The organism is Cedecea sp. VD22, from assembly GCF_037150195.1.
In the GTDB taxonomy this organism is placed as follows: Bacteria; Pseudomonadota; Gammaproteobacteria; order Enterobacterales; family Enterobacteriaceae; genus Cedecea.
Genome location: NZ_JBBCPX010000001.1, coordinates 1,174,797 through 1,188,587, shown reverse-complemented (window position 1 = coordinate 1,188,587; position 13,791 = coordinate 1,174,797). Strand labels below are relative to the sequence as shown.

At 57.0% G+C, this 13,791-nt stretch carries 12 protein-coding genes; 10 read left to right on the top strand and 2 right to left on the bottom strand.

The window, feature by feature from the left end; translation table 11 throughout:
* Nucleotides 1–63 precede the first annotated feature (63 nt).
* The 4 genes from mgtA (at nucleotide 64) to WFK85_RS05600 (ending at nucleotide 5,133) form a co-directional block, all read left to right on the top strand.
* Nucleotides 64–2,757 (top strand): magnesium-translocating P-type ATPase, encoded by a 2,694-nt coding sequence (gene mgtA / locus WFK85_RS05615; protein WP_166991473.1) that lies wholly within the window; start codon nucleotides 64–66, stop codon nucleotides 2,755–2,757.
* 75 nt (nucleotides 2,758–2,832) lie between these two features.
* Nucleotides 2,833–3,069 carry a hypothetical protein gene (locus WFK85_RS05610; protein ID WP_008458080.1) on the top strand — a complete coding sequence of 79 codons (237 nt, stop codon included), beginning with the start codon at nucleotides 2,833–2,835 and terminating at the stop codon, nucleotides 3,067–3,069.
* 2 nt (nucleotides 3,070–3,071) lie between these two features.
* On the top strand, nucleotides 3,072–4,724 hold the full coding sequence (locus WFK85_RS05605) for a Na/Pi cotransporter family protein (RefSeq protein WP_336707578.1): 1,653 nt from the start codon (nucleotides 3,072–3,074) through the stop codon (nucleotides 4,722–4,724).
* A gap of 67 nt (nucleotides 4,725–4,791) precedes the next feature.
* Complete coding sequence (locus WFK85_RS05600; protein WP_008458076.1) at nucleotides 4,792–5,133, top strand: DUF2493 domain-containing protein; 342 nt, start codon at nucleotides 4,792–4,794, stop codon at nucleotides 5,131–5,133.
* A gap of 44 nt (nucleotides 5,134–5,177) precedes the next feature.
* Here the strand turns inward: WFK85_RS05600 and WFK85_RS05595 are convergent, their stop codons facing one another.
* Nucleotides 5,178–6,710: an amino acid ABC transporter permease/ATP-binding protein gene (locus WFK85_RS05595; protein WP_336707577.1), complete on the bottom strand. Its 1,533-nt coding sequence runs from the start codon at nucleotides 6,708–6,710 to the stop codon at nucleotides 5,178–5,180.
* A 24-nt stretch (nucleotides 6,711–6,734) separates the two neighbouring features.
* Complete coding sequence (locus WFK85_RS05590; RefSeq protein ID WP_336707575.1) at nucleotides 6,735–7,562, bottom strand: ABC transporter substrate-binding protein; 828 nt, start codon at nucleotides 7,560–7,562, stop codon at nucleotides 6,735–6,737.
* A 530-nt stretch (nucleotides 7,563–8,092) separates the two neighbouring features.
* Between WFK85_RS05590 and WFK85_RS05585 the strand changes: the two genes are divergently transcribed.
* From WFK85_RS05585 to WFK85_RS05560, 6 genes are all read left to right on the top strand, one after another.
* Nucleotides 8,093–9,016, top strand: coding sequence for a LysR substrate-binding domain-containing protein (locus WFK85_RS05585; RefSeq protein ID WP_336707573.1), 924 nt, complete (start codon nucleotides 8,093–8,095; stop codon nucleotides 9,014–9,016).
* A gap of 176 nt (nucleotides 9,017–9,192) precedes the next feature.
* Nucleotides 9,193–10,458, top strand: a complete 1,266-nt coding sequence (locus WFK85_RS05580; RefSeq protein WP_336707571.1) for a flavin-containing monooxygenase — start codon at nucleotides 9,193–9,195, stop codon at nucleotides 10,456–10,458.
* 26 nt (nucleotides 10,459–10,484) lie between these two features.
* Nucleotides 10,485–10,913, top strand: coding sequence for a RidA family protein (locus tag WFK85_RS05575; RefSeq protein ID WP_008458066.1), 429 nt, complete (start codon nucleotides 10,485–10,487; stop codon nucleotides 10,911–10,913).
* Nucleotides 10,910–11,584 (top strand): DUF1028 domain-containing protein, encoded by a 675-nt coding sequence (locus WFK85_RS05570; RefSeq protein WP_166991461.1) that lies wholly within the window; start codon nucleotides 10,910–10,912, stop codon nucleotides 11,582–11,584. Before WFK85_RS05575 ends, WFK85_RS05570 begins: the two co-directional genes overlap by 4 nt.
* A complete protein-coding gene (gene argE / locus WFK85_RS05565) occupies nucleotides 11,577–12,725 on the top strand; it encodes an acetylornithine deacetylase (RefSeq protein WP_166991458.1) in 1,149 nt (382 codons plus the stop codon). The genes WFK85_RS05570 and argE overlap by 8 nt, the downstream gene beginning before the upstream one ends.
* 322 nt (nucleotides 12,726–13,047) lie before the next feature.
* Nucleotides 13,048–13,677 (top strand): hypothetical protein, encoded by a 630-nt coding sequence (locus WFK85_RS05560; RefSeq protein ID WP_286180174.1) that lies wholly within the window; start codon nucleotides 13,048–13,050, stop codon nucleotides 13,675–13,677.
* Nucleotides 13,678–13,791: the final 114 nt, after the last annotated feature.

Genomic DNA, 13,791 nt, shown 5'->3' with positions numbered 1-13,791 from the left:
GTCGCCCTTAATCTGGCGTTTACCTTAAAGAGTCTGCTGCCGTCCGGCGACAGGAGCACCACCATGACTGTACAAACCAAGAACCGTAATAAAAAAAGCACGCTGTCTATGCGTGCCGCCCAGGAAGCCAAAAACGGCATCGCAGAAACCCTGGTCAACCTGAACACCACCCGGGAAGGGCTGCAGGAAGCCCACGCCAGCGCCCGGCTGGAGCGGGATGGCCTGAACGAGGTTGCCCATGACAAACCGCCTCACGCGCTGGTTCAGCTGCTGATGGCATTCAATAACCCGTTTATCTACGTGCTCGGCATTCTCGCCGGGATCAGCTTCTTTACCGATTACTGGCTGCCCACCAGCCACGGCGAAGACGGTGACCTGACGACGGTGATTATCATCGGCACCATGGTAGCACTCAGCGGCCTGGTGCGTTTCTGGCAGGAACACCGCTCGGCGAAGTCTGCCGAGGCGCTGAAAGCGATGGTTCGCACCACCGCCACGGTTGTGCGTCGTGAACACGCAGGGCAAAAAGGAACCCCGCGTGAAATCCCGATGCGCGAACTGGTCGTGGGCGACATCGTGCAGCTCTATGCGGGGGACATGATCCCGGCAGACGTGCGCCTCATTGAGTCCCGGGATCTGTTTATCAGCCAGGCCGTGCTGACCGGTGAAGCGCTGCCGATTGAGAAATACGACACCCTGGGCGACGTGGCGCAAAAGTCCGCGCACGATAAGGCGATCGACAGCGAAAACCTGCTGGATATCCCGAACATCTGCTTTATGGGCACCAATGTGGTCAGCGGTACCGCGCAGGCGGTGGTAGTCGCAACCGGGCCACGGACTTACTTTGGCTCGCTGGCTAAAGCGATTGTCGGCAGCCGCGCACAAACGGCCTTCGACCGCGGCGTGAACAGCGTCAGCTGGTTGCTGATCCGCTTTATGCTGGTGATGGTGCCTGTGGTGTTCCTGATTAACGGCCTGCTGAAAGGCGAATGGTGGGATGCCCTGCTGTTTGCCCTGGCGGTAGCCGTAGGGTTAACGCCTGAAATGCTGCCGATGATCGTCAGCGCCAACCTCGCCAAAGGCGCGGTGGCTATGGCGAAGCGTAAAGTGGTGGTTAAGCGCCTGAACGCTATCCAGAACCTGGGCGCAATGGACGTGCTGTGCACCGACAAAACCGGGACGCTGACGCAGGATAAGATCATCCTCGAGCATCACGTGGGCACCAACGGCCAGAAAAACGAGTCCGTGCTGGGGCTGGCCTGGCTGAACAGCTACCACCAAAGCGGCATCAAAAACCTGATGGATCAGGCAGTCATTTACTTCTCTGACAATGAGCCAAACTTCGTCAAACCGCAGGGCTACAGCAAAGTCGACGAGATGCCGTTTGATTTCGTCCGCCGCCGCCTGTCGATTGTGGTGAAGGACAGCCAGAGCAATCACCTGCTGGTGTGCAAAGGCGCCGTGGAAGAGATGCTGAGCATTGCCACCCACATGGAAGAGAACGGCAAGGTAGTCGCGCTGGATAATCAGCGCCGTGACGCCATGCTGGCAATGACCAATGACTACAACAAAGACGGTTTCCGCGTCCTGGTGGTGGCCACTCGCGATATTCCTAAAGCCGAGGCGAAAAAACAGTACGGCACCGACGATGAGCACGACCTGATTATCCGCGGTTTCCTCACCTTCCTCGATCCACCGAAAGAGAGTGCAGGCCCGGCAATTGCTGCTCTGATGGACATTGGCGTAGCGGTGAAAGTGCTGACCGGCGATAACGCCATCGTCACCACCCGCATCTGCCGCCAGGTCGGGCTGGAGCCGGGTGAGCCGGTACTCGGCCCGCAGATTGAGCAACTGAGCGACGCCTCCCTCCAACAGCTGGTGGAAGAGCGCACCGTGTTTGCCAAGCTGACGCCGCTGCAGAAGTCTCGCGTGCTGAAGGCGCTGCAGGCCAACGGCCATACCGTGGGCTTCCTGGGCGACGGGATTAACGACGCCCCAGCCCTGCGCGATGCCGACGTCGGTATCTCGGTCGACAGCGGCACCGATATTGCCAAGGAATCCGCCGACATCATCCTGCTGGAAAAGAGCCTGATGGTGCTGGAAGAAGGCGTGATCAAAGGCCGCGAGACTTTTGGCAACATCATGAAGTACCTGAACATGACCGCCAGCTCCAACTTCGGCAACGTGTTCTCGGTGCTGGTCGCCAGCGCATTCATCCCGTTCCTGCCGATGCTTGCGATCCAGTTGCTGCTGCAAAACCTGATGTACGACATTTCCCAGCTCGCGCTGCCGTGGGACAAAACGGACAAAGAGTTCCTGAGCAAGCCGCGCAAGTGGGATGCCAAAAACATTGGCCGCTTCATGGTCTGGATTGGCCCGACGTCGTCCATTTTTGACATGACCACCTTCGCGCTGATGTGGTTTGTGTTCAGCGCCAACAGCGAGCACATGCAGACCCTGTTCCAGTCCGGCTGGTTCGTTGAAGGCCTGCTGTCGCAGACGCTGGTGGTGCACATGCTGCGTACCCAGAAAATTCCGTTCATTCAGAGCACTGCCGCCTGGCCGGTACTCATGATGACCGGGCTGATTATGGCGATTGGGATTTACGTACCGTTCTCTCCGCTCGGGCCGTTGGTTGGGCTGCAGGCGCTGCCGTGGCAGTACTTCCCGTGGCTGGTGGCTACCCTGCTCGCCTACTGCTGCGTGGCTCAGGGCATGAAAACGTTCTACATGCGTCGCTTCAAGCAGTGGCACTAATGCTGCGTTAAGTAAGGTAAAAAAGTGCCGCTTCGGCGGCACCTTTCAGGCAAGTAACACAAGCTGGAAAGCATTATGGAAAAGCAACATTCCATTATTTTCCTGATTAAAAATAAGACCATCGCACTGGTTGTCTTATTTTTAATGAAAATAACCCGCACCCTTCGCGTCCACGCCCTGGCCTGGTTCGCCGGAGGGAAAATCAACTATCGACACGCGAAAGCGTTACTAAACCTCGCCAGCGCCATACATCGTTTTTCGATCAGGTTACTGCGTTTTGTTACACCACCCGCCCTGAAGAGGGGGAATTGATTATGTCCGGAACTACTCTGTTAATTAACCTGGCTGGCGCCATCGCTTTGCTGCTCTGGGGCAGCCATATGATTTCAACTGCGCTGCAGCGCGGCTTCGGCACGCCGCTGCGCAACTGGATGGGACGCCACCTCACCAGCCGCTGGACGGCCCTGTTCGCCGGGATCGGCATTACCGGCGTTCTGCAAAGCAGCACCGCGGTAAGCATGATGGCGACGTCGTTCACCGCCGCAGGGACGCTGAGCCTTGCCCCAGCCCTGGCGGTGATGCTCGGCGCTAATATCGGCTCCACGCTGGTGGTGCAGCTGATGAGCTTCGACATGGAAATGGCCATCCCGCTGCTTCTGCTTGCCGGGTTTGTGGTCTTCAAGCTACGCGACCATTCCAACTTTGAGAGCGTGGGCTGCGCCCTGATTGGCCTCGGCCTGATGCTGCTTGCCCTGCATTTACTGAGCGGCACGCTGGCGGAAATCGAAGTCACGCCGGTGTTTCACGCCGTGATGCAGGGGCTGCAGGGCGATATCTTAATCGCCCTGCTGGTGGCCGCGATCCTGACGCTGCTGTGCCACTCCAGCGTGGCGATCATTTTGCTGATCGCTTCCCTCGCGGCCACCGGCGCGATGGGGCCAGAAACAGCGCTGATCCTGGTGATGGGAGCCAATATTGGTGGGGCGTTGCCGCCGGTGCTGAACGCGGGCTCCGCCGTGGCTCGTCGCCTGCCGGTTGGCAACCTGATTGTTCGCCTGGTCGGCTGCGCGCTGGCGCTCTTAATGCTTCCGCTGCTGACGGATCTTGCGCAGAAGTCCGGGTTGAGCACGCCGCAGCTGGTGGTGTGGTTCCACACGGCCTTTAGCGCCGTGCTTGCGCTGTTGTTTATCGGTCTGACCGCGCCGATAGCTCGTTTCCTGGAGCGTTTGTTCCCGGAAGAAGAGCGCGTGGGCGACCCTGGGATGCCGATGTATCTGGACGATGCCGGCCTCGAAGTGGCTTACATCGGCCTGTCTAATTCAGTCCGTGAATCGCTGCGCGCAGCCGACATGCTGACCATCATGCTGGACCGCCTGCTGGTGTTGTTTGTCACCCAGGAAAAGCAGGCCGCCGATGAGATTCGCCAACTTGATCAGTCGGTGGATTTGCTCAGCGCGGCGGTGCGTGCTTACCTGGCCGATATCAGCCATGACGGGCTGAATGACGCGGATGCCGATCGCGCCCAGGAGATCCTGATGTTCATCATCAACTTCGAGCATGCTGGGGACATTCTTTCCAGCAACCTGACCCAGTTAGCTACGCGCCGCGCTCGCCGTGGCGAACTGTTCAGCGACTTTGAATTACACAATATTCGCCTGCTGCACGCGGAGATCCTCACCAGCCTGCGCCTCGGCATCGCCGCGTTTATGCGTGAAGATTTATCCGCTGCCCATCAGTTGGTGCAGCGCAAGGAAACCATTCGTCAACTCGAGGCTTCCGCCAGCCGCGAGCACTTCAAAAAACTGCGAGAGGACAAAAATGCCTGGGCGGAATCCGGCGACATTTTCCAGCGAGTGCTGCGGGACTACCGCCGCGTACATCACCACATCGCGGCCGTGGCCTACCCGGTGATTGACCGTCTGGGCGATAAGTCGCTGCGCTTTATCGAAACGCCGCCGGACGCTTAAAAAACAATAACCGCCGCAAGGTGGACGAAGCATCTTTTCAAGGAAAGCAACGTTAAGGTACAGAAAAGTGAGAGTTTTAATTTGCGCAGGTCGGTTTTATGCCGACACCCATACCCTCACCCGCGTGCTGGATTTATATGCCAGCACGCAGACAATGAATGTGCTGATCCACGGGGGACATCAGTCGCTCGGCGGCGCCATTGAAACCTGGGCACGCGGCACCGACGTGCATGTCATTCGCTACCCGGCCAACTGGGCGCTGCACGGCAAATACGCGGAAACCCGCCGCAATCTGTTTATGCTGGAGGACAGCCGCCCCGACGTGCTGCTGGCCTTTCCTGGGGGAGAAGATACGGCGGAGTGCGTGCGAATGGCGCGCAGTTCCGGCGTGAAGGTAATAGAGATTTAATCCACCCGGGCTGCGGCAGGATAATGTTACCGCAGCCCGTTTTTTTAGGCCGTAACAGGGGCCAGGTTTACGTCTTTCAGGAATTCGGTAATACGTGGGTTCTCTCCGCTGCGCAGCGCCTGAGGAGAGTCATCGCAAACGACTCGCCCTTTTTCCATAAACACAATTCTGTCCGACACGCTGAACGCGAAGTTCATCTCGTGGGTGACAATCACCATCGTGATGCCCTCCTCCGCCAGGTTCTCAATCACCTGCAGCACCTCATTCACCTTTTCAGGATCCAACGCCGAGGTAGGCTCATCGAACAGCATAATTTGCGGACGCATCATTAAAGCCCGGGCAATCGCCACCCTTTGTTGCTGCCCGCCGGAAAGCTGGTGTGGATATTTGTGGGCGTGCTCGAGCATGCCGACTTTGCGCAGCAACACGCAGGCATCGCGCTTCAGCTCTGCATCCGTCGCCAGGCGATGGTAGTGCGGGGCCAGCATCAGGTTTTTCATCACCGTTAAGTGCGGGAACAGGTTAAAGCCCTGAAACACCATGCCGATGTTCAGCCGGTGCGCGGCGTTTTCGACATACTGCGGCTTCTGGGCCCCGTGTTTTTCCAGGCGAATAAACGGCTGGCCGTTGATCAGGATCTCGCCGTTATCCAACTGCTCGAGGCCGTTCAGCAGACGAATCAGCGTGGTTTTGCCGGAACCTGACGGACCAATGACGGACACCACTTCACCGGGCTTGATGTCCAGGTTCACCGCGCCAAGCACCTCCACGTTGTTGTAGGCCTTGTGCAGCTTGCGGGCCTGCAGCGCGGGAACATTCACTGCCAGAGCCGGGCGAGCAACCAGCCCGCTTTCCTGCGCCGCCATCGCTTCCAGTTCGGCTTCCGGCAGGCGTGCGGTTTTGCGCTGGGTGACATCCAGCCGTTTTTCCAGCAGCTTTAGCAGGAAATCAAAAACGGTCACGATAAACACATAATAGAAAGCCACCGCCGCCATGGTCTCCATCACCAGGAAGTTTTGCGAGTAAAGCCGCTGCCCAACCATCAGGATCTCGGTCAGTGAAATCACCGAAACCAGCGAGCTAAGTTTCACAATGGAGATGTATTCGTTCGCCAGCGACGGCAGCGCCACCCGCAGCGCCTGCGGCACAATGACCAGCCACTGAATGCCGGCGTAGCGCAGCCCCAGGGCATGGGCCGCCTCACGCTGCCCGCGAGGGATAGCCAGCAGGCCACCACGGTGAATCTCGGCAATATAGGCCGTTTCACTCAGCACCAGCGCGATAAGCCCGGCCCAGAACGGGTCGCTTAACAAGGCCGAGCTGCCGGGCAGCGCCTGAGGCAGGTTATAGACAAAAATCAGCAGCACCAGCAGCGGCAGGCTGCGGAACAGCCAGATATAGGCCCGCGCCGGTAAAGAGAGCCAGGGAGACGCCGCCTGTTTGCCCAGCGCCAGAAGAAAGCCAAAGCCAATGCTGATGACCCAGCTCAGCAGGCTCAGCTTAATCACGGTCCAGGTTGCCTGCCAAAAATCGGCATTGCTAAACAGGCTGAATAAATAGTTCCAGTCAAACGACATATCTGTACTCCCCGGCGATAATGATTACAAACTGCTGGCCTGAATTTCGGCTTCGGACGGCTCCGCCAGGTGATACTTTTTCACTAATGCCGAGTACTTGCCGCTCGCTTTAAAGGCTGCAATGCCGTCGTTCAGCGCTTTTTTCAGCTCCGGGTTGGTTTTACTCACCCCAAGCCCCACCAGCACCGGGTACAGCAGGTCGGTCGAGGTCACCGCCAGTCGCCCTTTCATTTTGTCCACCACCTGACTTGCCACGGCGGCATCGGTCATCTGCACTTCAACCGCGTGGGAAAGCAGCGCCTGGGTTGTCTGCGGGTCAGTTGAGAATTCGCTAACCGTAATCGGCTTCAGCCCCTGCTTCACGCAGTAATCCGCCGACAGCGTGTGCAGTTTTTCCAGCCAGTAAGTGCCCTGCATCGACCCGACTTTATGCCCGCAAAGCTCTTCCGGCTTGGTTGGCTTGAAGCTGGCATTGCTCAGCGTCAGCAGCGACTCGCCGGTTTTCAGGTAAGGCACCATGTCGATCACCTTCTGGCGCTCCGGGGTGATAAACAGCGCGGAAGCAATCAGCTCGAAGCGTTTCGCCTGCAGGCCGGGGATCAGGCTGGTGAAGCGGGTATCCACGTAATTGGGCTGCAGCTTCATCGCTTCGGCCACGCCGTTGATAAATTCAATATCGAAACCCGCCGGGGTTTTGCCGTCGAGGTATTCGTAAGGCGGGAAGGTAATATCGCTCCCCACCGTAAGCTGACCGGGGGTCATCACGGCCGCCTGAGCCCCGCCGCTGAGCAGTAAAGGCAGCGCCGCCGCCATGCAGGAAAATAACGCCTTGCTGTGTGAGGATGTAAACATGCGATGACTCCAGTGCAGGTGGTTAATCATTTTTATGGATGCCCCAACGGCGGCACCTGAAACAACGGATGATTTTCGCGCCGGGAAATGCCTTGCAATATATTCGCCAGGACGATAATCACTCGATGAGCGTTTGCGATGGGGCCATGCTGCAGCAGAAGCGCGTCGGGATAAAGGACGAAAAATATGCCTTACCTCTATAAAAAATTGTTTTAATGCAATGGTTATTTTTTTGCACCAGCGCAGCGCAAGATATTAATTCGCCGAAGAAAAGCCAATAAAGACATATTTCAGGCAGATAATAGCGGCTCAAAATATTCACCCGCACCAAAAAGGTGCGGATTATTTTTCGTCTGCCACTTTTTGGGGATAATTCGTGGCCAATAAAAATAAAAATATTTTTTCAGAGCATAATTTTACCGTTTGTGTCCACCACTGTTACACCTGGCATGAGCCTTGCTGCAAACTGACTGAATAGCCTGAAGCTCTCTTCAAGGCTGCATTGACAATAAAAAAGCGGGGTTAGCGCCATGACACATTTCACGCTCAAGCAGCTCAAGTACTTTGTCACCGTCGTGGAGGCGCAGAGCATCGCTGAAGCCTCAAGGCAGCTGCATATCGCCCAGCCTTCCGTTTCCATTGCCATCAAAAACCTGGAAGACACTTTTGAGCAGCAGTTTTTTATTCGCCACCACGCGCAGGGCGTTTCGCTCACGCCCGGCGGGCTGCGGTTTTATGAAAAAGCTCGCGAGCTGCTGCGGCTTTCATACCAGTTTGAGCAAAATGCCAAAGCGGATAACGACCTGGTTTCCGGCACCATCGCCATCGGCTGCTTCGAGTCCGCGGCCCCGCTTTATCTGCCGAGGCTCATCGCCGGGTTTCGCAAGCTTTATCCTGACATAACCATCCGACTGTACGACGGGGAGCAAAATGAACTGACCCACGGGCTGCACCGCGGGCGCTTCGACCTCGCCTTTATGTACAACCTGGAGTTAGAGAGCACGCTGCATACCGAAAAACTGAACGCCCCGCAGAAGCCTTACGCTCTGCTGCCTGCGGCTCATCCGCTGGCGAAAAAAACCACCGTCACGCTCAAAGAACTCAGCCGCGAACCGATGATCCTGCTGGACGTTATTCCCAGCAAAAGCTACTTCATGAACATTTTCACCGACAAAGGCCTGCACCCGGAGATGGCCTACAGTTCGCCGTCGATTGAAATGGTGCGCTGCATGGTCGGCCAGGGCATGGGATTTTCGGTGCTGGTCACCCGCCCCTGCACCGACATAACCTATGACGGCCAGCGCGTTAAGCAGGTGGAAATCATTGATGATATGGCGGCCTCTACGCTGGTGATGGCTTATTTACGCAATAACGAGCCGACCCGGCCGACGCGCTTATTTATGGATTACTGCCGCACCTTTGAGCTGATGCCGAAAACCCTGGTCGAAAATTAAAAAGTGGTGTTTCACCGTCTTAAAATACAGGAAATTCATAGCCCATAGCTGGAGGATACTTTATTTATACCTTATCCCTAGATTTATAATATTTTACGGAATGTCTGCCGCTTAATAACCTTGTGCCATCGCGAAGCTGCGCTGAACCTTATTTCCCGAGCATCAAGGAAACAGACATGACCGAAATAAAAACACAGACAGATACCCTTGTGATTGGTGCCGGCCAGGCCGGGATCGCCATGAGCGAGCACCTGACGCGCCTCGGTATTCCCCATCTGGTGCTGGAGAAAAACCGCATCGCCGAAGCCTGGCGCAGCGGCCGCTGGGATTCGCTGGTTGCCAACGGCCCGGCCTGGCACGACCGCTTTCCTGGCCTTGAATTTGACGCCGCCGACCCGGACAGTTTTATCCCCAAAGACGAGGTGGCGAACTACTTCCAAAACTACGCCCGGAAATTTGAAGCGCCGGTAAAAACCGGCGTGGAAGTGAAAAGCGTGACGCGCCATCACGGCAGGCCGGGTTTCACGGTGGAAACCAGCGACGGTATTGTCGAAGCAAAGCATATCGTGGCCGCCACCGGGCCTTTCCAGCGCCCGGTCATCCCAGCTATTGCCCCGGCAGATGACGGGTTGCATCAGATTCATTCCGCCACCTACAAAAACCCGGCTCAGCTACCGGCAGGCGCGGTGCTTGTGGTGGGGGCTGGCTCTTCCGGGGTACAAATCGCCGATGAGCTACAGCGTGCGGGCAAGCAGGTTTACCTTTCCGTGGGTGCCCACGACCGCCCTCCCCGCGCCTACCGCAACCGGGACTTCTGCTGGTGGCTGGGGGTGCTTGGGCTGTGGGATGCGGCGGCCAATCAGCCTGGCAAAGAACACGTCACCATTGCGGTGAGTGGCGCTCGCGGCGGCCACACCGTTGATTTCCGGGCACTCGCACACCAGGGCATTCACCTCGTCGGCCTGACCCAGCGCTTCGCCGAGGGGAAAGTCTTTTTTGAAGATAATCTGGCACACAACATCCGCCAGGGGGATGAAAGTTACCTGGCCCTGCTGGACGCCGCCGATGCGTGGATTACCCGCAACGGGATCGATCTGCCCGAAGAGCCGCAGGCCCGAGTCTTCCCGGCCGATCCGCTTTGCGTCACCCAGCCCACGCTGGAATTGAGCCTGGCCGAAGCGGGCATCACCTCGATTATCTGGGCGACCGGATACGCCCCGGACTACGGCTGGCTCAACGTGGATGCTTTTGATGCTCAGGGCAAACCACGCCACCAGCGCGGCGTGTCCAGCGAGCCGGGCGTCTATTTTCTCGGCCTGCCGTGGCTTTCCCGCCGGGGCTCAACGTTTATCTGGGGCGTGTGGCATGACGCGAAATACGTCGCCGACCACATTGAAACCCAGCGCAAGTACAGCCGTTATCTCGACGCTTCCCAGCGCTAACCTTTTTGCCAACAAGGAATTAACCGATGCCCACGCATACCCGTATTCGCATGTTTAACACCAAAGAGACTTACCCTAATCAGTCGCTGAACAACGATCTCTGCCAGGCGGTACGCGCCGGGAACACCGTGTATGTGCGCGGCCAGGTCGGGACGGATTTTGAAGGGAATTTGATTGGGCTGGGTGACCCGCAGGCGCAGGCTGAGCAGGCCATGAAAAACGTTAAGCAACTGCTGGAGGAAGCCGGGAGCGATCTCTCCCACATAGTGAAAACCACGACTTACATTATCGACCCGCGCTACCGCGAGCCGGTGTATCAGGAAGTCGGCAAATGGCTGAGAGGCGTCTTCCCGATCTCCACCGGGCTGGTGGTTTCCGCCCTCGGCCAGCCGCAGTGGCTAATGGAAATCGATGTTATCGCGGTGATCCCGGGCGATACTCAGGGGGAAAAATGACCTTTTCCATCGCCGCACGCTGCCGGGACACCGGCCAGCTTGGCATCGCCATTAGCTCGTCCAGCATCGCGGTCGGCGCTCGCTGCCCGTGGCTGGTGCCGGGCGTCGGCGCGGTGTCGAGCCAGAATATTACCCTGCCCGCGCTGGGCCCGATGGTGCTGTCGAAGCTGGGCGAAGGTGCCACGCCGCAGGAGGCGCTAAAGCTGGTCGCCAGTGAACATCTGCACGGCGACTATCGGCAGGTGACGGTCATCGACAGCAACGGCAAAACCGCCTGCCACAGCGGCATTAATTCACTGGGCATTTACCACGCCGTGGAGGGGGACAACTGCGTGGCGGCGGGCAATATGCTGGCCGATACGTCAGTAATTAACGCCATGATCGAACGCTTCGAACAATGCCCCGGCCCGTTGGCTGACAGGCTAATGACCGCCCTTGAAGCGGCGCTGGAAAAAGGGGGTGAAGCCGGGCCGGTACACTCGGCTGCATTAAAGGTAGTGGACACCGTCGCCTGGCCGGTAGTCGACCTGCGCGTGGACTGGGCGGACGATAACCCGATTGCCGCGCTGCATTCGCTCTGGCTGGCCTATAAACCACAAATGCAGGATTACCTGATCCGTGCACTCGATCCGCGAGAAGCCCCCAGCTATGGTGTGCCAGGCGATGAATAGCCAACTGATTCCTTTATTGCAGAAGTTACTGGCGCGAGACACCACCAGCCGCGAGTCGAACCTGGCGCTGATCGAGGATATTCGCGATTACCTTGCCGAATGGGGCATCAGTGCGGAGCTGTTTCACAGTGAGGACGGGCGTAAAGCCAATCTTTATGCGGTGTTTGGCCCGGCAGGCGGCGGCGGTGTGATGCTCTCCGGCCATACCGACGTGGTGCCGGTGGACGGGCAACAGTGGAGCGTCTCTCCTTTCGACATGACTTACCGGGATGGCCGCTATTATGGGCGCGGGGCAGCGGACATGAAGGGCTTCATCGCCTGCGTGCTGGCCTCCGTCCCGGCGTTTCTTTCACAGCCGCTGAAAATACCGCTGCACCTCGCCTTCTCCTACGACGAAGAGATCGGTTGCCTTGGCGTGCGCAGCCTGGTGGAGCACCTCCGTGCCTCCAAAGAGAAACCCGCGCTGTGTATTGTTGGAGAACCAACCGAAATGCGCCCGGTTTACGGGCACAAAGGGAAAATTGCCATCCGCTGCGAGGTGCACGGCCTGGCCTGCCATTCTGCCTATGCGCCAGAAGGGGTGAACGCCATTGAATATGCCGCCCGGCTTATCGGCAAACTGGGAGACGTTCGCGAGGCGCTGACCCAAAAGACGGATGCCCGCTTTGATCCCCCGTTCAGTACGCTCCAGGTTGGCACCATTCACGGCGGCAGCGCGCTGAACATTGTGCCGCAGGAATGCCAGTTTGATTTTGAGATCCGCTACCTGCCGGCCGTCGAAATCACGGCGGCGATCGCCGACATTCAGGGCTATGCGCAGCAAAAACTGGTGCCCGCCATGCAAAACATCTCCCCGGCAAGCGCCATCCGGTTTACTCCCTTGAGCCACTACCCCGGCCTGCTGACGGATGCCCAGTCAGAATTTGCCCGATGGCTGGCGCAGTGGTGCGACAGCGCTGATTTCAGCACCGTGGCATTTGGCACCGAAGGCGGACTTTTTGACGAAGCCGGGATTGCCACGCTGATTTGTGGCCCCGGTAGCATGGACCAGGGGCACAAGCCCGATGAGTTTGTTGCCGAAGAGCAGCTGCAAAAGTGCATGGCGATGCTGGAAAACCTGCGCCAGTGGATGCGCGCTTGATCGCTGCGTAGCGTCTGCAGGGAAAAACAGATAATTTATGCCAATCAACAGCAAACCAACAGAACATCCCACTTAAATACATCACCATTTAAATCATTAACTCCAGGAAAGGAAAGGGCAGCGGCAAATAACCAGTATAATTCTGGGTTTATTCCTTATCGTTGAGCCATTATTTACTCTTAAGGAGGATGATCGTGGAGGATTAATAGTAATAACCCTCTGCTTTCAGAGCATTTCATTCACAATAAATTAATCTAATTTTTACATAAAGGTTTTGCTGTTTCGCTTATTAAATTCGGGTTGGATGAGGGGCATTTTCTTGTTGGAAACGACCAATTCAGCCCTGGAGTTGGTTGGGATGTCCGGGTTCAAAACACGCTTATTTTTACTTAATAAAAACAGCCAACGCCTGCTGTTATTGTGCAGTGGCTTACTGCTTAGTATGCTGGCCGCACTGATTGTCATCGGCATTTTTAAACCCACGGTAAAGCCGCTGAATGACCGAAGTGATACTGCTGCCCTGCTGGTTTATAGCTGGGAAGATCAGGCCAGCTCGCACCTGACATCCGCGAAAATTTATCATTCGACCGATGCAGGGACCCGCAAGGATATTTTATTGATGGTCTGGAACGTGAAGCCCTGTCTTTTGGCAGGGAAAATGTCCGTCTCAGCGATGCCAAATCAGGCCATGAAATGGGTGCAACGCGAACTTCGGGAATCTCTGCGTACCGCTTTGATCCCCTCTCCCGCTTCCCACTGCATATGCCCGGGAGCCGAAGAACGCCCCGATCTTTATAAGCAAAGCATCGTGGCAGAAACCGGATCGCATGGGCAGACCCACGAGCAAGATATAGAAGACAATCATCAACATGAAGGGCAAATACAACCTTCAGCGGCTAACGTCAGGACTATTTTCTCAGCAGAGAAAGTCGATGCGCGGCATGCAGTCTGAAGTCTAGTAGATGGCCCTATTTTGTGTTTTCAGCCAAGGGTTGTTAGCCTTTACGTAAAATAACGCCCGACAGCGGAATGCTGCGCGCATTCCTGAATCAAAAATGGACGAGAA